This window comes from Belliella buryatensis (assembly GCF_900188245.1).
In the GTDB taxonomy this organism is placed as follows: domain Bacteria; phylum Bacteroidota; class Bacteroidia; order Cytophagales; family Cyclobacteriaceae; genus Belliella; species Belliella buryatensis.
The window spans coordinates 138,896-159,747 of record NZ_FZOK01000001.1 but is presented as its reverse complement, the minus strand read 5'-3'; the positions used below and the strand labels follow the sequence as shown (position 1 = coordinate 159,747).

Genomic DNA, 20,852 nt, shown 5'->3' with positions numbered 1-20,852 from the left:
GTTGCTATACCTTACAGTGAGGAGGCTACCATTTCCTTTATCTTTTTCAAGATTTCAGCATTTTTTGGACTTTCTGAGATGATTTCGAGGATTTTTGGAGCAATAGATTCGCTGTAAAATTCATTCAATCCTTTTTCTAAACTTTCATCATCATTTGCAACGATGTATTCAAAACCAAAATCCTTGGCCAAATTCTCTGCGGTCAACGCTTGATTGGTTTCAAAAAACTCCTCTAACTCTGGTTGCCTTGCTGGGCCATCGATTAATCTAAATATCCCACCTGCATGATTGTTAAGGATTACAATTCTAAGGTTTGGTGTTGAATAATTGTGCCAGAAGGCATTTCGGTCATAGAAGAAGGCCATATCACCAGTAATCAATGTCACTGGATCTTTAGTGGTGAATGAGCAGCCTACAGCAGTGCTATTACTTCCATCTATGCCGCTCGTTCCTCGGTTGCAAATAATTTCTTGATTTCGAGAGCCTAGAAAATTTACATACCTCACAGACATACTATTGGCCAAATGGATTTTTGCATGATCAGGAGTCACATTTAGAACCTTTGAAATAGCTTTGTATTCTCCAAAATCAGCTTTATTCAAAGCAACAGTAAGGCTTTTCTTAACTAAGTTATCCAAAGACTTCCATTGAGTGAAATACTTTTGATTTTGTAATAGCTTTAGGTTTAAGAACTTCAAAAAGCTTATAGGGGCAACATTAATTACGGTAGTCAATGACTGAAAGGTATCGGGACTATACCCAGCATCTTGTACATGCCAATGAGCAGCAGTACTATTTCTTAAAAATAACTTCAAACTTTTTGAAATAATCGAATTTCCAAACGAAACAATCAAGTCAGGCTGAAGCTGTTCCTGAATCGATGAATTGCCAATAAAGTGATCGTGGAATGAAATAGTATGGGCTGATTGCAAATTGGAAATGGTATCAGTAACTACCACTGCCTTACCGCTAGATGCAAGTAAGTTGATTGATTCTTGAGTCTCAGCATCTGGTCTTTGCTGGCCAGGAATTATTAGGATTTTTTGAAATACTTTAAGTTTTTCTTCGAGCTGAGTTTCTTGAGTTGGAGAAATGTAGGACTCAGAAGCAAAGACCTCAATATTTTTAACAGGCTTGAATTCAAATTGCTCATCTACTTCTGGATAGAAGGGCTCTCTTAGTGGAATATTAAGGTGAACTGGGCCAGCAGGAAATTGAATAGACAAGTTAATAGCCTCATTGACCATGCGCTGGGCATGCCATACTTTGTCTGTTTTACTGAATTCATCCGGGAAGTCAAAGGATCCTTTCACATGTTTGCCATAAATTTGTGGTTGGCGAATGGTCTGTCCATCCCATTGGTCAATCCACTCGGCAGGTCTATCCGCTGTAATGACAAGGAGAGGGATTTGTTGAAAATAGGCCTCTGCCACAGCAGGTGCATAATTATAAGCTGCCGAACCAGAGGTACAGACCAAAGCCACAGGTTGATTTAACTGTTGAGCCATTCCCATTGCAATAAATGCAGCAGCTCTTTCATCAGATACCGTTCTGCACTTTATTTCTGAATGTCTAGCAAAGGCCAAGGTAATAGGTGCGCACCTTGATCCAGGGGAAAGTATGGCATTTTTGATGCCCTTTTGAGCACAAAGAGATACAAGATCGATGATAGGTTGGATGACCAAGGCTTAATTGTTGAGGTTGAGGTGTTTGCCGATTATTTCACATTTCATTTCTGTTTCCTCCCATTCTTTTTCAGGGTCGGAGTCTTCGGTAACTCCCGCACCAGCATAAAGTAGGGCAGCACCATTTTTGATTTGTGCTGTTCTAAGATTGACATAAATGGATGTTTCTCCTTCTACATTTACAGGTCCAATAAAACCTGCAAAGAGAGATCGGTCTAAATTTTCATGTTGAGATAAAAAATCAAAAGCAGCTTGCCTTGGCATGCCACAAACAGCAGACGTAGGATGTAGGAGTTCAAGCATAACTGTCCCTAACTGTGGGAAATTAGTGGTGGCCATATCCACTTTAAAGTCTGATCTAAGATGAAGTAAATTTCCAGCTAAAACTGTCTTAGGTCCAATTTCCTGGTATTCTCTCAACCTGATTTTTTTGAAACAATCAACAATATACCTTGAAACTAAAGCTTGTTCTTCAATTTCTTTCTGTGTCCAAGCAGCATTTTTTAGCGGATTGTCACCTTGGGCTTTTTGAGTGCCTGCTAGGGACATGGTATAGAATTCATCACCTTTGGTCTGAATCAATACTTCTGGAGATGCACCAATCCAAGTTCCAACTTCGGGTAGGTGGAAAAAATTAATAAAAGCATTTGGATAAGCGTTCAAAAGACTTTTGATTGATTGAATAAGGTCAAAGTTTTTCTGAAGCGCTATCTTTTTCATTTTTGCAGGCACTATTTTATTCAGGTACCCATCTCTGATAGCTTGAACTCCCTTATTCACTAGGTTAATAAATTCAATTTTACTGCATTCAAAGTTTTTGTTGACTGCTTCCCTTGTGGCGGTCCTTTTCAGGAAAAATTGATTAATGATAGATTTAGCTTCATTATTTTTTTTATCAATAGCTGTTAAACTTGAAAGTTGTGTTTCAATTGGTGCATTGAGATCTAGTTTGATATATTCACTAGCTTCAAGGTAATAAGCTTTCTTATCTTTTTGATCTACAAAGGGATGAATAATGAAACCCGCTCTAAGCTCTTCCAAGTGAGGAGAGATACGCTTGGTTTTACCAGTTTTATCAATCAGGATTTGTAAAAATTGGGATTTTGGTTTTCTCCAAACTGCAAACTGATGTCCATTTTCAATTAGCTCAGCAAAAAGCTGTTCTAGACAGCGTTCTAGACTTATGGTATCTTGATCTAATGCAACCTGCATGATTATTTTTTATCGATGACAGCCATAGTGATTCTGCTAATACAACTCAAATCACCAGATTCTGTATAAATTTTTATCTCCCAAATTTGGGTTTTTTTACCCAAGTGAATAGGCTTCGTAATCCCTCTAACCATACCATCTCTAACAGCTTTAATGTGATTAGCGTTGATTTCTAAACCTACACAGTATTGTTTTTCTTTATCTATGGTTAAGGTGGCAGCTACACTTCCTAATGTTTCTGCTAGGACTACATTTGCTCCTCCATGTAACAGGCCTAAGGGCTGTTTGGTTCTAGAATTTACAGGCATAGTAGCTTCAAGGAAATCTTCACCAATTTTTGTGAACTGAATATCTAAAAAATCTGTCATGGTATTAATTCCCCAATTATTAAGGGTTTCAAGACTTAGGTTTCGAGGAAAGATCATGAATTCTAGTATAAAAGCTTTTTATTTGAAGTCCAGAACAAAAATAGAGAATCTTGTTAAGTAAAAAAATATATCTAGTCCGTCATGGACAGACAGATTATAATCTAAAAGGTGTAGTTCAAGGTAGTGGTATTGATGCGCCTTTGAATAGCAATGGAATTAAACAGGCAAAAGCATTTTTTGAAGCATATAAGCATGTTGCATTTGAAAAAGTGTTTTATACTGGGTTACGGCGTACAAGACAGTCTCTTCAAGGCTTCATAGATCTTGGGATTCCAAATGAATCGATTTCTGAATTGAATGAAATTAGCTGGGGAAAATATGAAGGTCTGCCTATGACTCATGAAGAGAATGAATACTATCTTCATATGCTAGAGAGGTGGAGTAATGGTGATCTAGATTACGCGATTGCTGGTGGTGAAAGCCCCAATACTGTGGCGAAAAGATTAAAAATTGGAATTGATCGTATTTTGAACCAAGATCACAAAATCATTTTAATTTGTATGCATGGTAGGGCAATGAGAGTATTACTGAGTTTGCTGATGAATTATGACTTGAGGTATATGGATCAATTCAAACACCAAAATCTAGGTCTCTATGAATTAAACTTAGATGATTCGGGGGTTTTTAAAATTATCAAATACAACTCAGGCGAACACCTTAAGGATTGGACTTAAAAAATTTATTGGATTTTTTAGACTTTTGGTTTTTATCCTCGAGATTTGCTAGCAATTTTTGATAAATGTCTTTTGATTCATCAAGGTCAATAATCTGGAAAGCAACTTCATCTAGTGTAGCTATTTTTTCTTGGTTGATTCTGATAATAAAATCACCAATCATACACTTATCAATTTGTTGATGGCTTGTTTTTACTAAGATAGCAGCGTCGGAGTTACCTGAATAAGATTTGGTTTGAAAAATATTCATCAAACTGAGCTCAATATATTCAGGACTAGTTTTATTCAATTTTAACTCTGATTTGTCAAATAAGATTAAAAAGGTTTTTTCATTCGGGTTTTTAGAGAAAACCGAAGTAAAGATGTAAAAGAATAAAATTGTCAGAAATAAATTTTTCATAATCGAAATCTATGAAAATTAAACTGATAAGTCAAGATAAAGGTTTTAGTATTAGTAAACTTCCAAAAATAATACAGCAAAAAAAAGACCCGAATGATCGGGTCTTTAAAATTTATGCTTTAGCGCCTCTTTTTTTCTTTGGAGCTTCTTCTTCTATTTCATCTTCAACACCAGAAAAAATTCTACCGCAGTGTTCACACACTATCAGTTTCTTTTGCTCTCTGATATCTGCTTGTCTCTGAGGAGGGACTACATTGAAGCAACCACCGCAAGCGCCTCTTTTGACAAGTACCACAGCTAGTCCATTTTTGGCATTAGCTCTGATTTTGGTGTAAGACTTGATTAATCTGTCTTCGATTTTCTTAACAGCTTTTTCTCTATCAGCTCCAAGCTTTGCTTCTTCAGCTTCACTTTCAGCTACGATATTATCTAGCTCACCTTTTTTATTGTCAAGGTCTTTGTTCCTGTCTTTTACGACTTCTTTTAACTCTTCAAGATCAGCTTTCTTCGTCTCGATTTTTACCTGAGCTTCTCCAATTTTCTTTTTTGAAACTTGGATTTCTAGATCCTGAAGTTCTAGTTCTTTAGTGATGGCGTCATACTCTCTGTTATTTCTGACGTTCATCTGTTGTTCCTGATACTTCTTGATCAGTTTTTCAGATTCTTTGATGTTTTCTTTATGCTTTTTGATATCATCCTCAAGGGACTGAATATCAGCATTGAATTTATCGATTCTGGTTTCATAACCAGCGATTTCATCTTCTAAATCTTGAACTTCTTCAGGTAGGGCTCCTCTAACTTTAACAATGGCATCAAGGCGGGAATCAATCTTTTGAAGGTTATGTAGTGCTTCAAGTTTCTGTGCAACGGTACTTTCCATGTACTATAGGTAAGTTATGGGATTAGTAACTATTTTTGTAAAATAGAGTGCAATATTAGTGAATTTTTGTGACAAAAGCTCCAATAATAATTCTTTTGTAAATATTTCACTTTCATAATGTCCGATGTCGCAAATAACTATTTGATTATCAGCATCAAAGAATTCGTGGTATTTTACATCAGCTGTAATAAAGATTTCAGCCCTTGATTTTTTTGCTGCATTTAATAAAAATATACCAGCTCCACCACATATTGCGACTTTCTTGATTGGTTTGTTGATCAGTGTGGTATGTTTGATTACCTGTAAGTTCATGCTAGATTTTAGGTGTGCCAGGAAATCTTTTTCGTCTAGAGCGGTTGATAACTCACCGACCATACCAGCACCTACTTCTTGATTCTCATTTTCTAATTGATGGATGTAATAAGCGACTTCTTCATATGGGTGGGCATTTTTTAATGCCGTTATGATTTGGCTCTCCAAAAAAGAGGGGAACATAACCTCAATTTTTGTTTCTAATGCTTTTTCTGGTTTGTTTCTTTTTCCAATAGTTGGATTGGCTTTTTCTGAAGGAGTAAATGTTCCCGATCCTTCACTCATGAAGCTGCATCCACTATAATCTCCGATTTTACCTGCACCTGCATCAAACAATGCTGTCATGACTTGTTCCACAGCTGCTGAAGGTACGAAAGTGCTCAGCTTATTTAAAATCCCCTTTTTTGGAGAAAGAATTTTTGTGTTTTTCAATCCAATTTTGTCAGCGATTTTTTTATTAACACCATGCGCTACATGATCAAGATTGGTATGAATCGCAAAAATGCCGATGTCATTCTTTATCGCTTTGATAATGGTTCTTTCTACATAATTTTTACCTGTGAAACTCTTAAGTCCTTTGAACACAATAGGGTGATGTGCTACTATAAGGTTACATCCCAAAGAAATGGCTTCATCTACTACCGCTTCTGTTGCGTCAAGCGAGCATAGGATTCCTTTTACCTTTGTATTGGGATCTCCAGTGATGAGTTGAGCATTGTCATAAGATTCCTGATAAGCAGGAGGTGCGATGCTATCTAAAAAAGAAACAACTTCTCTAATCGTATAAACCATAGATTTTGTATTAATTTGTTGATCAAAATTAATCAAAATTACCCAATGCGTTGGTTTGAACCTTTACTTTTCCCTTTTTCGCTCCTGTATGATGCTGCTACGAGCTTAAGAAATTACTTATTTGATATAGGCCATAAAAAATCAATCAATTTTGATATCCCTACCATAGTGGTTGGAAACTTGAGTTTGGGAGGTACAGGAAAAACTCCATTTACTGAGTTTTTGATAAGAATGCTTGCGGACGATTTTAAAGTGGCTACACTGAGTAGAGGTTATGGTAGAAAGACTAGTGGGTTTTTTCTGGCTAATGATAGTAGCGATGCAAATCAGCTAGGAGATGAGCCTTTTCAGATTTTTGGGAAGTTCAAAGATAAAATATCTGTAGCGGTAGGAGAAGACAGAGTCATGGCCATTCCACAGATAATTGCAGAAAGACCTGAAACAGAAGTAGTTTTGCTAGATGATGCCTTCCAACATCGCTATGTAAAGGGAGATTTAAATATCATGTTGACGACATTCCAAAGGCCTTTTTTCGAAGATCGAGTTGTGCCATTGGGAACTTTAAGAGAGGCTAAAGGAGGAGCTTCCAGAGCTGATATAATCATTGTAACCAAATGTCCTGATGCTTTAGATAAAATCACGAAAGCAACATACCACAGGAAGATTAGGAATTATAATCAAAGAGCTAAGATTTTTTTTGTGGGCTTAAAATATGGACAACTTCAAAATGTATTGGACGATCAGCTACCAATTCCTCAAAACTTTGTACTAGTATCTGGAATAGCAAATGATCAGCTTTTCAAAAAAGAAGTAGAGAAGTTGTATCAGGTACCCTTCCATTTTTCATACTCAGATCACCACCATTACAAGGTAGAAGATGTGAAAGAGATCGTATACAAGTGTAATGAGGTCGAGGATTCAGGTATTTTAACGACTGAAAAAGATGCAGTTAAACTTAAAGCTTCTATCTTTCGTGATTATTTGGCAGAAATTCCGATTTTTGCCATGCCGGTGGAGATAAATATGGATATCGAAGATGCCAATTTTATCAAAGAATCGATTCTTCAAATTATCAAAGAAAAAGGATATAGCGAGTGAGTTTAAGATTATTTTCTACAGTTTTCATACTCTTTTTACTGTCTTCGGCAATGGAAGTGTTTGCTCAAAGACCAACTCGTATCCCACCAGTGACACAAGTTGGCAGAGAGATTCAGCCAGATCAAAGACAGACCGGCAATGAAGGAACTACAAGACAAGAAGGTGAAGATCAGCAAGGAGGAAGAAGAAAACTTATTGATGATTCTACCCAAATGGTTTTCGGGCCAAAAACCACGCTGTATTTTTTTGAAAGAGACATCAAAAGAAATCGTCTCAAAAAGCATGAATTGGATACCTTACTCAATAATTTCCATTATTACGAACCAGTAGCAAAGTCGGGTTGGAAATATCAGGATTTAGGGAATATAGGAACGGCGGCCCAATCTGTTTTTTATCAAGCGCCAGTGATGATAGGTACTACTTCTGGTTTTCACGCATATGATCTATATCACCAATCCCCAGATAGTATCAAGTATTACGATACTAAATCCCCGTTTACCAATATGGAGTTATTTTTTGGAGGTGGAAACAGAAATATGATGGACTTGGAGTTTGCCAGAAATGTCACTCCCAAATGGAATGTGGGTTTTACGCTCAATACCATTAGAGCCAGAAAAGTCCTTAACCCTAATCGAAGAGATGATAATCAGACGGTCAAAAATGCTTATGTTTTCCAGACTAGCTATAAATCCGATAATGATAAATATTTGTTATTAGCAAATTTTTCTAGGACTAGACATGTGGTAGCAGAGCAAGGAGGTATTATTCCTCCTTCCGTGGATAGTACATCTTTGTATTTTACCTATGAAGATGCAAAAGTATGGTTGAGAGATGCTAGTGCTATAGATTTAAGACAAGATTACCATCTTTATCACGAGTATGAGCTACTCAAAGGATGGCAAGTTTACCATGTTTTTGATAAAAGGAAACAAGATGTAACTTTTAAGTCTGCACTTTCTAGTCCTTCTAGTAATTTCTTTGATTTATATAATCCAGAGAGGTTCAACAGACTAGATAGTACGATCAATTACAATCATTTTTCTGAATGGAGAAATGAAATGGGGTTCAAAGGCGATATAGGACCGCTTTATTATAATGCATTCGCAAAGTTTAGAACTGGTAGAATGAAAGGTAATTTTCAAGTTGACCCCTATGGATTTGATGAACTTTCAATTGGGGGGGCACTACGAGGTGAAATTAATGAAAACTGGAGGTTTGAAGCAGAAGGAGAGTATTTGATTCCAAGTGCATTTAGAATCAATGGAAAGTTTATTTCTCCTTTCTTAGAAGCTACATATACCAAGGCATTGTACAAACCTACAGCCATGCAGATGCTCTACAGAGGTAATCATCATCGTTGGAGCAATAGATTCTCAAATATTGGTTTGGATCAGGTTCAAGGTGTAATCAAAGCTGATTTTAAACGCTGGAGCATTAGACCAAACCTTACTATAAATAGGGTTAGTAATTATGTCTTTTTCGATGAAAACCAACAAGCAGCACAATCATCTGGCGATGCTTTTATGTTGATCCCTGGTGTAAAAACAAGCTTCAACGTTGGAGGTAAGCTGTTTTGGGAAACCGAAGCATATTACACTCTAATCACTGGTGATGGCGCTGATAATTTTAGAATTCCAGAGATTTTTGCCAATAGCAGGATCTACTTTGATAGTCCAATGTTCAACGAAAATCTATTTATTCAAATAGGGATAGATGTTCGTTACAGAAGTGAGTATTTTGCAGATGCTTACAGTCCAGCAATGCAACAATTTTATTTACAAGACTTGCAACAACAAAGATTTGGAGTAGCAGGCTATCCAGTTTTTGACTTTTTTTTAAATGCAAGGATCAATAGAACTAGAATTTTATTGAGATATAATCATGTAAATGATAACTTACTTTCAGTGCCGGGGTATTTTGTAACTCCAGACTATACTGGGCTAAAAGGTTTGTTAGACGTGGGGATATCTTGGCCGTTATTTGATTAAAATGATTTAAAAAGATGAGTTGGGAAGAAAGTACAAAGCAAAAAATGCTGCATCTTCAGTTGCCTACAGATCCAAGATGGGTAAATATTGCTGAAATGAATATTGAAGATATTTTGGTAGATCATGCATACTGCGAACAAAAGGCTGCTACATCTTGTATTTCATTGATTGTGAATTTTTATGATTTTCAACAAGTTACTGATATTTTAACTCCAGTCGTAGCTGAAGAGTGGGGACATTTTGAAAGGGTTTTGGAACACCTCAAAAAGCGTGGTTATCCCCTTGGAAAGCCTAGGAAGGACGAGTACGTTATAAAACTCTCAGAATTTATCAAAAAAGGGGGGAGTAGAAAGAAGCAACTTTCCGAGTATCTACTAATGAATGCTTTGATTGAGGCTAGGAGTTGTGAACGATTTAAGCTGCTTTCATCTAATATTCAAGATGAGGAGTTGAAAAAATTCTACTATGAATTGATGATTTCTGAAGCCGGACATTACGTGAATTTCATTGAATTGGCAAGAGACGTCCATGATAGGGAATTAGTTAATCTAAGATGGAAAGAGTGGCTTGCTTATGAAGCTGAGGTAATTAAGTCTTTGGATATCAGAGGTGATAGAATGCATTGATATTTTCTTTCATAAAAATTCATAAAAATTATTGTCTTTTTCCATCAATGTAAGATATTAAAGCTCTGAGAAGCTTAAAATTTCGCTTTTTGTTTCAAAATCGTACAATTCATGAATCTGATCGAAAATATCAAGGAAGCCTTAAGGTCCGTTAAAACAAATTTATTAAGAACTGTTTTGACTGGTACAATCATAGCAATTGGAATAACTTCTTTGGTAGGGATGTTAACAGCGATTGATGCCATTAAGGCTCAAATAGAAGATAGTTTTTCTGGTTTAGGCGTAAATAACTTTGATATTAGGTCGAGAGGGTTTTCTGGGGGCAGATCTGTTCAATCAGGGAAAACAGAGAGGTCTTATCCAAATATCAAATACAAAGAAGCCCTAGAGTTTAAAGATACTTACCTCAAGACTGGTACGGCTACAGTATTTTCTACTGTCTCAGGAGCTGTAGAAATCAAAAGAGGTTCAAAAAAAACCAATCCCAATGTTCGAGTATCAGGAATAGATGATCTTTATTTTAATGTAAAGGGTATCAAAATTGAAGAAGGAAGAAATTTTAGCGCAACAGAAATTCAATATGGTAATAATGTTTGTGTTGTAGGGGTGGATGTAGTTAAGTCATTGTTTGATAATGAAGAGAATCCTTTGAATCAGCAAGTTTCTTTTTTTGGAAATAGGTACACGATCATTGGAGTGTTGGAAACCCAAGGTAGCGTAGGAGGTGGACCAAGTGCAGATCGGGCAATTTTTATTCCAGTAGAAAATGCAAGTAGACTGGATAGAAGAGGAACTTTCAGGTATACCATTACAGCAAGTTCTTCTAGTCCCGTAAGTTTGGATTATGACATGGGACAAGCCACTGGTATGATGCGGAAAATCAGGCAAGATCGAGTAGGGGAGGAAGATTCCTTTGAAGTTACAAAAAGTCAGACTGTGGGGGAAAGTCTTGAAGAAGTGGCAGGTTATCTTAGGATAGGGGGCTTTACAATCGGGTTTGTAACTCTAGTAGGAGCATCTATTGGATTGATGAATATTATGTTGGTTTCTGTTACAGAAAGAACGAGAGAAATTGGTATAAGAAAAGCTTTAGGTGCTACACCACTAAGGATTAGACAGCAATTTTTAATTGAAGCGATAGTTATTTGTATTATAGGAGGGATATTTGGGGTGATATTAGGGATAGGAATAGGAAATATTGTCGCTAATTCAATAGGCCCAGGAGGGTTTTTGATTCCCTGGATATGGATCATGGTTTCATTTATGATTTGTATTTTTGTTGGATTGGCCTCAGGTTATATCCCTGCTTTTAAGGCAAGTAAATTAGATCCGATCGAGTCGTTGAGGTATGAGTAAAAGTAAGACTGCCATAAAAAAGAGGGCAGTCTTGTTTGTTTTTAATACATTTAAATCAAATCAGTTTTCAAAGGACTTTCACCATACTTGTTGCTTTTTTCTTGACCTTTCTTTAGCCCAAGCCAAATAAACCCAATGAAGTTGATAGGGGGTGGAATCAATAGATACAGTGCATATTTCCAATCAAGACCAATGTCGTGTAGTCTTTTGATTGCTTGTATAAGTAGTAAAATGATGGTTGTAATAAGGACAATTCCAAATGCAACAAATGATATCAGGTCCGATAACATGTAAGATTCGTATAATTTGATCAGTGCGATTACATTTGTCCAATAAAAAATCAAAAACAGAACCCAGTATTTTCGTCTTGAAATTCTTCCTGTTGGTTTAAAGAAACTATTAGAATCATTCATAAATATATAACTTAAAAAAGATCCAAATGTTTAATAAGTTCTTTTTTAGATATATAAAATATAGGAATAATTAAATATTAATGTGTTTCATAGACTATTTGTGGCTCTTCTACTTCTACTGTTCCTGAATCGTTTATGGAAGCCAATGTGACAGTTTTGAGCTCGTTGATCAGAATTGGGTCATATTTAGCGGTGACTCTGATGTAATTCTCTGTAAAACCATGCATTTTCCCATTTTCCACATCATCTTCAAAAAGCACCGTGAGTGTTTTGCCTAAATTTTCTTCATAGAACTTCCTCTTCTTTTTCTCAGAAAGGATTCTCAACATTTTAGACCTTTCATTTCTCACTTTTATAGGAACGACACCCTCCATTTCCACCGCCCGGGTATTTGCTCGCTCTGAGTAAGTAAATACATGAAGGTAAGAGATGTCTAATCCGTTTAGAAAATTATATGTCTCCAAAAATAATTCATCGGTTTCTCCAGGAAAACCTACAATGACATCCACACCAATGCAGCAATGTGGCATTAGGTTTTTTATTTTGCTGACACGGTCTTCATAAAGTTCTCTTAGATACCTACGTCCCATCTTTCTCAGGATTTCATTTGATCCAGATTGTAAAGGAATGTGAAAATGTGGAACAAATCTCTTTGATTTGGAAACAAACTCTATTGCTTCATTGGTTAATAAATTAGGCTCTATAGATGAGATCCTAAATCTATCAATTCCTTCTACTGTGTCAATCTCTTTAATGAGGTCAATGAATTTTTCTTTTCTCTTTCCTTCTTGAATTCCAAAATCACCAATATTGACTCCGGTTAATACCACTTCCTTGACATCGGTTTTGGCAATTTCTCTGGCTGAGATAAGAATGTTTTCGATGGTGTCACTTCTGCTTTTGCCTCTTGCTAGTGGGATTGTACAAAATGCGCATCCATAATTACACCCATCCTGAACTTTCAAAAAGGTCCGAGTTCTATCGTGCATAGTATAGGCATTGTTAAAAGTATTAGCTTCTTGAATTTCAGAAGCAAGCACTTTTGTCTCTTGAGCTTTGGCAAATCCATCTAAAAGTTCAATCAATCGGAATTTTTCTGCTGCTCCAAGGACAGCATCCACGCCTTTTATTTCAGCAATTTCTTGAGGCTTAAGTTGTGCATAACAGCCTATGATGGTCACATAAGAGTTTGGAGATATCTTTTTTGCCTCTTTGACGATTTTTTTACATTTCTTATCAGCATTTTCAGTCACTGAGCATGTATTAATAATAAAAATATCTGGGTTCTCTTCAAACTCCACCTTTTGAAAACCTTTATTCTCAAACATTCTACTGATTGTAGATGTCTCAGAGTAATTTAATTTACAACCCAATGTATAAAACGCAACTTTTTTCACTATATCACCTGATTTTTAAGGTCACAAAGTTAATTAAATAGATCAAGTTTTCAATTTTCTATTTTTTTGACCAAAAATGAATGAAAATCGATCAAGTGTATCGTTTTTGACCTTTATTTTTTGAAAATACTGTATTTTTTTTCAAAAATTGGGTTTAAAATTGACTCTTAAGTGAGAAATAACAAATATTTTCTATTTTTGTAGGTATAAAAACAAACCACTTATTGTAGAAATGGCAACTTTAAGACAAAGAGCGCTTCTAATGGCGCAAGGCAGACCAAGTGTAAGTGTGACTGCACCATCACTTAAAATCTCTGATTATTTTGGAGTAAATGTATTCGGAACTAAGCAAATGAAAGAGTCACTTGCTCCGACAGTTTACAAGAAAGTAGAAGAAGCAATTGAAAAGGGAGCTAAAATAGACCCATCAACAGCAGAGGAAATCGCATCAGCGGTGAAAACATGGGCTTTATCCAAAGGTGTTACCCACTACACGCATTGGTTTCAGCCTCTTACAGGTTCCACGGCAGAAAAACACGATGCCTTTTTTGATGCACATGCTGGTATAGAAAAATTTAAAGGATCTGCATTGGTTCAGCAAGAACCAGATGCTTCTTCCTTTCCTAATGGAGGTATAAGGTCGACATTTGAAGCGAGAGGTTACACAGCATGGGATCCGTCTTCACCAATTTTTATTTTCTCTAATACATTATGTATCCCCACTATTTTTGTGGCATATACTGGAGAAGCTTTAGATTATAAAACACCATTATTGAAATCAATTGAAGCAATCAATGATGCATCGGTAGCTATTTGTCAGCTTTTTGACAGGAATGTCCGTAAAGTGACCCCTTCATTAGGAGTAGAGCAAGAGTATTTTGTCATCGATAAGGCTTTATTTGCTACTAGACCTGATTTGGTAATGGCTGGAAGATCAGTTTTTGGTCATAATCCGGCTAGAGGACAACAATTGGATGACCACTATTTTGGATCTATTCCCACACGGGTTAAAAACTTTATGATGGATTTTGAAGTGGAGGCATTAAAATTGGGGATTCCAGTATCTACTAGACACAATGAAGTTGCTCCTGGTCAATTTGAGGTAGCTCCTCTATTTGAAGAAATCAATAAGGCAGTTGATCATAATCAATTGCTCATGGATTTGATGGATAAAGTTGCCGATAAACATGACTTAAAGGTGCTTTTTCATGAGAAACCATTTGCTGGTGTCAATGGATCGGGAAAGCATAACAACTGGTCTCTTATCACGGATACAGGTATCAATCTTTTCCAACCAAGCAATTCAGCAAGAGAGAATTTACAGTTTTTGACATTTTTGGTTGGTACTATCAAAGCGGTATATGATTATGCTGATTTGTTAAGAGCAAGCATTGCCTCCGCTGGAAATGATCATAGATTAGGTGCTAATGAAGCACCTCCAGCGATTATTTCAGTATTTTTAGGTTCTACGCTATCTAGTATTCTAGATGAATTAGAAAAGAATGGGAATGTGAAAATCGAGAAAGGGGATAATATGTATATGAAACTTGGAATTTCAAAAATTCCAGAAATTATCCTGGACAATACAGATAGAAATAGAACTTCTCCTTTTGCATTTACTGGTAACAAGTTTGAATTTAGGGCAGTGGGTTCTAATGCCAACTCCGCCGGCCCAATGACTGTATTGAACGTAATTGTTGCTGAGGTGCTGAAGCAAATGGCTAAGGATATAGAAAAGGAGATGTCAGGTGGCAAGGAGAAGAAAATTGCTATTGTTAATGTGCTTAGAAAGTATATCAAAGATTCCAAAAAAATCAGATTTGAAGGAGATGGTTATTCCGAAGAATGGGAGAAGGAAGCTGCCAAAAGAGGGCTTTCAAATCTGAAAAGCACTCCTTTTGCTTTAGATACCTACTTGGATAAAAAAGTGATGGAAATTTTCTCCAAGCATAATGTCCTTTCTAATGTTGAGCTACATGCAAGACATGAAATTATGTTAGAGAATTATATCAAAAAAGTACAGATTGAATCCCGTGTCATGGGTGATCTTGCTTTAAATCACATCATTCCAACTGCGATTTTGTATCAAAATAAGTTGATAGAAAATGCAAATGGGTTGAAAGGTCTTGGCTTGGATAATACTACCGCTATTGAGACAATCAAAGATGTCAGTAGACATATTGAAGCAGTAAAATCCAATGTCAATCAAATGGTTGAAGCTAGAAAAAGATTGAATAAAGAGGAAGATATCGTTAAGATGGCAAAAGGATATAGTACTGATGTGAAAGAAGCTTTCTTTGACAAGATCAGATATTCAGTTGATAAGTTAGAATTATTGGTTGATGATGAGTCTTGGCCATTGGTAAAATATAGAGAGATGCTATTTATTAAATAATAAAAATGATTTTAAAATAACTAAAAAAAGAGAGCCATTTGGCTCTCTTTTTTTAGTTATTTCCTCTTCCCCCTCTGCTACTTGTGCCAGTGGATCTTGAAGAACTTCCTCCACTAGACCTTACTGTCCCACTACTTCTACTGCTTGAAGAGCTACTAGATCTTACAGCTGGACTAGAAGTACTTCTACTTCTTTGAGCTGGGGCAGCTTTTGGTGAGTTACTGCTACTTCTTTGTTGCGTCACTCTTGGACTAGACTGTCTCTGCTGGGGAGCAGTTCTCACTTGCTGTTTACTCTGCTGAGGTGTCGCTTGCCTAGTTTGAGTCTGTCTCTGTTGAGGTCCAGTTCTTACTTGCTCTTGCCTCTCTTGAGGAGTAGTTTGTCTAGTTTGAGTCTGACGTTGCTGAGGCGCAGTTCTGGTTTCAGCTTGTCTTTGCTGGGGCGCAGCTTGTCTAGTTTGAGCCTGTCTTTGTTGAGGAGCGGCTGTCCTAGTTTGTGTTTGTCTCTGCGGTGTATTTACAGTCTCACTTCTAGCGCTACTTCTTTGTGTCGGAGTTGCTGCTCTTTGATTGATTCGAGCATCATTTGTTTCTCTCATTCTAGAATTTGCTTCTGCTCGACTTTGTACTGCTGGTCTGCTTCTATATTCTTCAGCATTTACAGCTCTAGATGGTCTAGCTTGTGCATTTGCACTTCTAGAATTATCAATCTCAGGTCTGTATACATTTATTCCTCTACCATTGACTACTGCTCTTCCTGGTCTTCCAGAGTCATTTACTTGGTAAACAGGTACATTTCTTCTAGTTACTTGCTGAACCTCTCGTCTACTTGGGCCAGATACATATGTTCTGTTGTTGTAAACATAGGTATTGTTGATAATGGTCGTTCTGTTATAAATACTGACAACATTGTAAGACGGAACATAGTATCTATAGAAGTGCCTGTGACCAAATCTTCTTTGAGGTATAAATCTCCAATGGTGACTGTGGAACCCGAATGATACATTGATACCTATTCCAGGTCCTAATGGTGCCCATCCGTAATAGCCGCCTCCAGTTCTCCAGTTTACCCAAGCAGGACCCCACTCATATCCAGGTACCCAAGCCCAACCATAGTAATCATTCCAGAACCATCTTCCATAATGAAAGGGTGCCCACCCCCAAGCATAATTAGAAACCCAGGTGTTACCATAATTAGTCATTGCCCAGTATCCATTTGTTCCATAAGGATGGAATTCACCTCCTACATTCGGTATCCAAACATACCCATGGGTTGGATCCATTACCCAGTCGCCATACGGACTTAATTCATTGTAAAACACTTGGAAACTAACTCCCATTCTTGGTGGAGATGCTTCTGCTGTATTCTTTAGAGTCATCCCAATGCCTAGCATCAAGACAAGACTCAGACGGATTAGGATTAGATTTTTCATGATAGTGTGGTTTAGTATTATAGTTTGTTTTACGGGTATTCATAAAAAATTGTTTTGAATAAAATAACAGTACCTTATTAAAACGCTGAAAAAAACACACTTACAGTATAAAAAAAATATATAAACGTTAAGGAAACACTTAAAATATTATAAATAACACAAAAATAAAGCCTGACAATTTTGTCAGGCTGTTGTATCTGCTTTTAGCTTTGATTCTTTCTTAATTCATCAATTTTCTTAGCTATCTCCTCCGCCTCTGCCATCATTTTATCGGCTGCAGTCCTATTTGAGTGCGAAATTTTATGTGCTTTTTCTAAAGTCTCTTTATATAGATCTTGGAGCTTCTCCATTTCTGATTTTTTCTTAAATAATCCAAACATATCTTTTTTTTAAGTAACATTATAGATTATGCATTGTTTTTAATCATCAAATGTTTTAAACTTAATTTCATCTTCTGGGCCTTTTGGAGTCACTACTTCATCATCTTTGAAAGTAATCACTTGTTCCAATCTTCCATTCATATTGAAATATCTCCAAACACCTTCTTTTTTACCATCAACCATCTGTCCTTCAGATGCTATTCTTCCATTTTCGTGATAATATGACCATTTTCCTTCTGGTTTGCCTTCTTTATAGTTCCCCTCAGATTCTTTTTTACCATCAATGTAATAGGTGATTCTGGTACCATTCCCATCTTTCAGAGAGCCTTTATTCAGTGTTTTTGAGCCGTCATAAGTATAATATTCTCCAACATTCATCAAGCGACCATTTGACCAAAACTCTTCTTGTGTCAATTGTTTATTGTCATAGAAAAGTCCCCATGTACCCTGTTCGAAGCCCAAGAAATAGCTTCCTACAGACTTAAGTTGTCCTCCATCGTAGTAATAAAACCACTGTCCACTTTCTGATCCAAGGCTATATTCACCCTCAGCAATCAAAATTCCGATCTTATTGAAATATTTCCAAAGTCCTGTTTTTAAATCATTTTTATATTCTCCTATAGAATACAGCTCTCCATCAGGGAAGAAGTTTTTCCAAAGACCATCTTTCACTCCTCCTTTGTATTGACCACTAACTGATATGGATCCATCTGAATGATACTCAAGATACTCCCCAATTGGGACTCCAAGTTCATAAGTTTTCCTTTTTGCGAGATTTCTATTTGGGAAGAATTCTTCCCAAGTTCCTACTGGAATATCATTTTCATATTTTTCTATTCTCGCAGTTCTTTTGTTTTCATAGTAAAAAGTCCAAGTTCCTACTTTGTTACCCCTGTCGTCATAAAATTTTTCAGACTCAAGTGTTTTAGAACCAGGAAAGTAAGCTTTCCATTCACCAATTTTTCTTCCATTTTTAAATTGCCCTTCTTCCCAAACCATTCTTGGACCTGCATATCTCTTAAAGTCCCCTTCTGGTTTTCCATTGACATAAGTAACCTCTAACATCAGGTTACCATCAAAGTCAAATTCCTGATAACTCCCATTAAGATCCCCCGCTTGGAAAGTTTCTTTAATAGCAATAGTAGGAGGGAGAGCGTTGAAATAAGTCAGCCATACACCGTCTTTTTTTCCATTGATATAATTCCCTTCAATTTTTACCACATTTGGATTTAGGTTCGAAGCTCTACTTGTTTTTGGAAAATACTCTCTATAAGGTCCAACAGGGATGCTGTCTTTGAAAACAAGCTCCAATCTGGGGTTGCCAAATATATCAAACTCTCTAAATGTACCATTGAGCTTGTTTTGTTTGTATTCCGCTTCCAGCCTTTTAACTTTTCCATCATGGTAAGCCACAGTAATTCCTTCTCTAGCTCCATTAACAAAATTTGAAGTTTGTATCAGTGTGCCTGTTTTGGGGTTTTCAAATCTCCATAAACCATCCATTTGATTGTTTTTCATCACTCCAGTTCCTACGAATGTAGAATCTGAGTTGTATAAAGTGACAATCGATGAGTTTTGTGCATAAACGAAAAATGGAATCTTCAATAGAAATATAATTCCTATTATGCTCTTGGTTATTACTTGCTTTTTGAAATGCATATAGATGAATTCTAACTTGAGCTTTTTTCTTTAATCTAAATGAGTATTTAAATCAATTTAGTGATTAGTATAAATCACAATTTATAAATACGGAATTGTTATTTTGTGGTTCTAAATTAGTTTAAATTCAAGAAAAAACGAACTTATAAGCTTTATATATCAAGCAGTTGATGGAGTAAAAATAGAATCTCTTTTTTGACAGATGCAGTTTTTGAAATTTCTATTTTCTTGAAAGTGATCAATACATCAATTGCTTTTGAATGGGTTTTGTGGTTTTCAGAATCTAACAACACAGAAGATTCGAATATTTGGAGGTAATCAAATGGTCTGATATGCTGGCTCAAATAAAAATTATTAAGTAAAAGATTTTTATTAATAGCCTCTAGATTGTGGTTTGCTTTCCCGACTTGAACTATCATATATAGTCCATGACCCCACCAATTCAATACTCTTATGTTGAATCCATTTTTATTGTCAAAATCCCGAATTAAATCTAATACTTGATAAGGACACTTTTCCAAATTCGAACCTTGACTTACTTTACTTCCTTTTGATGCAGGGTGAATTTTGATCAGCATGTTTTGAGGAAATTCATTACCAATCTCGGTGAAAAGCTCAAAAAATAGGTCTTTTTGAAAATGGATCTTTTCAAAAAGGACTTTATTTTGAATGATTTCAAGATTGATTTCAGACTCCATCTCACCAAGTTAATAGGGCTGATGCCCATGTAAATCCGCTTCCAAAAGCAGCAAGACAAACCAAATCTCCTTCCTTCAGTCGGCCTTGTTCCCAAGCCTCGCTCAGTGCAATTGGGATGGTGCCAGCTGTTGTGTTACCGAGTTTCATGATGTTATTGAATACTTTTTCATCCGGTAAGCCCATTTTTTGTTGGATATAGTTACTAATTCTAAGATTAGCTTGATGTGGTACTAGGAGGTCGATTTCTGCTTTATTTTTCCCATTCGCTTCCAGCGCTTCTAATATTACCTCATTAAATCTAACTACAGCATGTTTGAAGACAGTATTTCCATTCATATACATCTTAAAGCTCGGGTTATCGACAATCTCAGGAGATAATCTTACCTCTCTGCTACTACCGGGGTCTTTGAGGTAGAGCTCTTCAGCAAAGTCGCCATCTGCATGAAGATGTGAAGATAGAATTCCGGGCTGATCCTGATCAACTGCTTGCAAGATGGCTGCTCCAGCCCCATCAGCGAAGATCACTGCACTAGATCTACCCGCATCAGACTTATCCAATGCGGAAGATTGAATTTCAGCGCCGACCACCAATATTGTCTTATACATCCCAGTTTTGATGAATTGATCTGCCACTGATAAGGCATAGATGAAACCAGAACAAGCATTTCTCACATCTAAAGCAGGCACTCCTTGTATTCCAAGTTCTCTTTGTAATAATACGCCATTACCCGGTACAAAATAGTCTGGAGTGATGGTGGCGAATACAATAAAATCGATGTCTTTATTAGCAATTCCAGCCCGTTTGATAGCCAACGTGGAAGCTGCTAGAGACATGCTTGTTACTGTATCTTTACCAGGTGTAAACCACCTTCTTTCTTCAATACCTGTCCTCTCTATTATCCATTCATTGTTGGTATCAATGATAGTGGAGAGGTATTCGTTCGTGATGATTTGATCTGGAACATAGTGACCTACGCCAGTTATTCTTGACTTTTTCATAAAAGTGATTTGATTACTTGGGCCTTA

The 20,852-nt window shown here is 36.5% G+C and carries 19 protein-coding genes; 6 read left to right on the top strand and 13 right to left on the bottom strand.

The annotated features are described in order from the left end of the window. Positions 1 to 11: 11 nt before the first annotated feature. The 3 genes from menD to CHB66_RS00685 are packed head-to-tail and all read right to left on the bottom strand — an operon-like array spanning position 12 to position 3,322. Entirely contained in the window at positions 12 to 1,685 is a 1,674-nt protein-coding gene (gene menD / locus CHB66_RS00695) for a 2-succinyl-5-enolpyruvyl-6-hydroxy-3-cyclohexene-1-carboxylic-acid synthase (protein WP_089236944.1), read from the bottom strand. A 3-nt stretch (positions 1,686 to 1,688) separates the two neighbouring features. Further along, complete coding sequence (locus tag CHB66_RS00690; RefSeq protein ID WP_089236942.1) at positions 1,689 to 2,897, bottom strand: chorismate-binding protein; 1,209 nt, start codon at positions 2,895 to 2,897, stop codon at positions 1,689 to 1,691. A 2-nt stretch (positions 2,898 to 2,899) separates the two neighbouring features. Further along, positions 2,900 to 3,322 carry a hotdog fold thioesterase gene (locus CHB66_RS00685; RefSeq protein ID WP_089236940.1) on the bottom strand — a complete coding sequence of 141 codons (423 nt, stop codon included), beginning with the start codon at positions 3,320 to 3,322 and terminating at the stop codon, positions 2,900 to 2,902. A 53-nt stretch (positions 3,323 to 3,375) separates the two neighbouring features. On the opposite strand from CHB66_RS00685, the gene CHB66_RS00680 reads away from it, so the two are divergent. After that, a complete protein-coding gene (locus tag CHB66_RS00680; protein WP_089236938.1) occupies positions 3,376 to 3,999 on the top strand; it encodes a histidine phosphatase family protein in 624 nt (207 codons plus the stop codon). Here CHB66_RS00680 and CHB66_RS00675 read toward each other — a convergent pair. The 3 genes from CHB66_RS00675 to CHB66_RS00665 form a co-directional block, all read right to left on the bottom strand. Continuing rightward, positions 3,983 to 4,288 carry a hypothetical protein gene (locus tag CHB66_RS00675; protein WP_245812635.1) on the bottom strand — a complete coding sequence of 102 codons (306 nt, stop codon included), beginning with the start codon at positions 4,286 to 4,288 and terminating at the stop codon, positions 3,983 to 3,985. The two genes, CHB66_RS00680 and CHB66_RS00675, sit on opposite strands and share 17 nt — an antisense overlap. A 223-nt stretch (positions 4,289 to 4,511) precedes the next feature. Beyond that, positions 4,512 to 5,279 carry a zinc ribbon domain-containing protein gene (locus CHB66_RS00670; protein WP_089236933.1) on the bottom strand — a complete coding sequence of 256 codons (768 nt, stop codon included), beginning with the start codon at positions 5,277 to 5,279 and terminating at the stop codon, positions 4,512 to 4,514. A gap of 3 nt (positions 5,280 to 5,282) precedes the next feature. Further along, complete coding sequence (locus CHB66_RS00665) at positions 5,283 to 6,383, bottom strand: Nif3-like dinuclear metal center hexameric protein (RefSeq protein WP_089236931.1); 1,101 nt, start codon at positions 6,381 to 6,383, stop codon at positions 5,283 to 5,285. Between the two features lie 45 nt (positions 6,384 to 6,428). On the opposite strand from CHB66_RS00665, the gene lpxK reads away from it, so the two are divergent. The 4 genes from lpxK to CHB66_RS00645 all read left to right on the top strand — a co-directional run bounded on the left by lpxK (position 6,429) and on the right by CHB66_RS00645 (position 11,451). Further along, a complete protein-coding gene (gene lpxK / locus CHB66_RS00660) occupies positions 6,429 to 7,481 on the top strand; it encodes a tetraacyldisaccharide 4'-kinase (protein WP_089237427.1) in 1,053 nt (350 codons plus the stop codon). A gap of 50 nt (positions 7,482 to 7,531) precedes the next feature. Beyond that, the gene (locus CHB66_RS00655) at positions 7,532 to 9,469 is read left to right on the top strand and encodes a putative porin (RefSeq protein WP_089236929.1); all 1,938 of its coding nucleotides are present in this window, start codon (positions 7,532 to 7,534) and stop codon (positions 9,467 to 9,469) included. Between the two features lie 14 nt (positions 9,470 to 9,483). Beyond that, a complete protein-coding gene (gene miaE / locus CHB66_RS00650) occupies positions 9,484 to 10,095 on the top strand; it encodes a tRNA-(ms[2]io[6]A)-hydroxylase (RefSeq protein ID WP_170932396.1) in 612 nt (203 codons plus the stop codon). 111 nt (positions 10,096 to 10,206) lie between these two features. Continuing rightward, entirely contained in the window at positions 10,207 to 11,451 is a 1,245-nt protein-coding gene (locus CHB66_RS00645) for an ABC transporter permease (RefSeq protein WP_089236927.1), read from the top strand. Positions 11,452 to 11,501: 50 nt separating this feature from the next. Here CHB66_RS00645 and CHB66_RS00640 read toward each other — a convergent pair whose 3' ends face one another. Together CHB66_RS00640 and mtaB are read right to left on the bottom strand one after the other, a co-directional pair. Further along, positions 11,502 to 11,864, bottom strand: a complete 363-nt coding sequence (locus CHB66_RS00640; RefSeq protein ID WP_089236925.1) for a DUF805 domain-containing protein — start codon at positions 11,862 to 11,864, stop codon at positions 11,502 to 11,504. A 77-nt stretch (positions 11,865 to 11,941) separates the two neighbouring features. Continuing rightward, positions 11,942 to 13,261: a tRNA (N(6)-L-threonylcarbamoyladenosine(37)-C(2))-methylthiotransferase MtaB gene (gene mtaB, locus CHB66_RS00635; protein ID WP_089236923.1), complete on the bottom strand. Its 1,320-nt coding sequence runs from the start codon at positions 13,259 to 13,261 to the stop codon at positions 11,942 to 11,944. A 232-nt stretch (positions 13,262 to 13,493) separates the two neighbouring features. Here mtaB and CHB66_RS00630 point away from each other — a divergent pair, with 232 nt between their 5' ends. Then, the gene (locus tag CHB66_RS00630) at positions 13,494 to 15,656 is read left to right on the top strand and encodes a glutamine synthetase III family protein (protein ID WP_089236921.1); all 2,163 of its coding nucleotides are present in this window, start codon (positions 13,494 to 13,496) and stop codon (positions 15,654 to 15,656) included. 52 nt (positions 15,657 to 15,708) lie between these two features. On the opposite strand, the gene CHB66_RS00625 is transcribed toward CHB66_RS00630, so the two are convergent. The 5 genes from CHB66_RS00625 to CHB66_RS00610 all read right to left on the bottom strand — a co-directional run bounded on the left by CHB66_RS00625 (position 15,709) and on the right by CHB66_RS00610 (position 20,825). After that, positions 15,709 to 17,088 (bottom strand): DUF6600 domain-containing protein, encoded by a 1,380-nt coding sequence (locus tag CHB66_RS00625; RefSeq protein ID WP_089236919.1) that lies wholly within the window; start codon positions 17,086 to 17,088, stop codon positions 15,709 to 15,711. A gap of 203 nt (positions 17,089 to 17,291) precedes the next feature. Then, positions 17,292 to 17,468 carry a Lacal_2735 family protein gene (locus CHB66_RS16780; protein ID WP_139325561.1) on the bottom strand — a complete coding sequence of 59 codons (177 nt, stop codon included), beginning with the start codon at positions 17,466 to 17,468 and terminating at the stop codon, positions 17,292 to 17,294. A 39-nt stretch (positions 17,469 to 17,507) separates the two neighbouring features. Further along, positions 17,508 to 19,127: a toxin-antitoxin system YwqK family antitoxin gene (locus CHB66_RS00620; RefSeq protein WP_245812633.1), complete on the bottom strand. Its 1,620-nt coding sequence runs from the start codon at positions 19,125 to 19,127 to the stop codon at positions 17,508 to 17,510. Positions 19,128 to 19,279: 152 nt separating this feature from the next. Beyond that, complete coding sequence (locus CHB66_RS00615) at positions 19,280 to 19,825, bottom strand: hypothetical protein (RefSeq protein WP_089236917.1); 546 nt, start codon at positions 19,823 to 19,825, stop codon at positions 19,280 to 19,282. 1 nt (position 19,826) lies between these two features. Then, a complete protein-coding gene (locus tag CHB66_RS00610) occupies positions 19,827 to 20,825 on the bottom strand; it encodes a 3-oxoacyl-ACP synthase III family protein (RefSeq protein ID WP_089236915.1) in 999 nt (332 codons plus the stop codon). Between the last annotated feature and the right edge of the window lie 27 nt (positions 20,826 to 20,852).

Excerpts from the sequence above, each read along its gene's own strand:
- CHB66_RS00690 (WP_089236942.1), bottom strand. The coding sequence starts at position 2,897 with ATGCAGGTTGCATTAGATCAAGATACCATAAGTCTAGAACGCTGTCTA.
- CHB66_RS00685 (WP_089236940.1), bottom strand. The coding sequence starts at position 3,322 with ATGATCTTTCCTCGAAACCTAAGTCTTGAAACCCTTAATAATTGGGGA.
- CHB66_RS00670 (WP_089236933.1), bottom strand. The coding sequence starts at position 5,279 with ATGGAAAGTACCGTTGCACAGAAACTTGAAGCACTACATAACCTTCAA.
- CHB66_RS00665 (WP_089236931.1), bottom strand. The coding sequence starts at position 6,383 with ATGGTTTATACGATTAGAGAAGTTGTTTCTTTTTTAGATAGCATCGCA.
- lpxK (WP_089237427.1), top strand. The coding sequence starts at position 6,429 with ATGCGTTGGTTTGAACCTTTACTTTTCCCTTTTTCGCTCCTGTATGAT.
- CHB66_RS00655 (WP_089236929.1), top strand. The coding sequence starts at position 7,532 with ATGGAAGTGTTTGCTCAAAGACCAACTCGTATCCCACCAGTGACACAA.
- miaE (WP_170932396.1), top strand. The coding sequence starts at position 9,484 with ATGAGTTGGGAAGAAAGTACAAAGCAAAAAATGCTGCATCTTCAGTTG.
- CHB66_RS00645 (WP_089236927.1), top strand. The coding sequence starts at position 10,207 with ATGAATCTGATCGAAAATATCAAGGAAGCCTTAAGGTCCGTTAAAACA.
- CHB66_RS00640 (WP_089236925.1), bottom strand. The coding sequence starts at position 11,864 with ATGAATGATTCTAATAGTTTCTTTAAACCAACAGGAAGAATTTCAAGA.
- CHB66_RS00630 (WP_089236921.1), top strand. The coding sequence starts at position 13,494 with ATGGCAACTTTAAGACAAAGAGCGCTTCTAATGGCGCAAGGCAGACCA.
- CHB66_RS00625 (WP_089236919.1), bottom strand. The coding sequence starts at position 17,088 with ATGAAAAATCTAATCCTAATCCGTCTGAGTCTTGTCTTGATGCTAGGC.
- CHB66_RS16780 (WP_139325561.1), bottom strand. The coding sequence starts at position 17,468 with ATGTTTGGATTATTTAAGAAAAAATCAGAAATGGAGAAGCTCCAAGAT.
- CHB66_RS00620 (WP_245812633.1), bottom strand. The coding sequence starts at position 19,127 with ATGCATTTCAAAAAGCAAGTAATAACCAAGAGCATAATAGGAATTATA.
- CHB66_RS00615 (WP_089236917.1), bottom strand. The coding sequence starts at position 19,825 with ATGGAGTCTGAAATCAATCTTGAAATCATTCAAAATAAAGTCCTTTTT.
- CHB66_RS00610 (WP_089236915.1), bottom strand. The coding sequence starts at position 20,825 with ATGAAAAAGTCAAGAATAACTGGCGTAGGTCACTATGTTCCAGATCAA.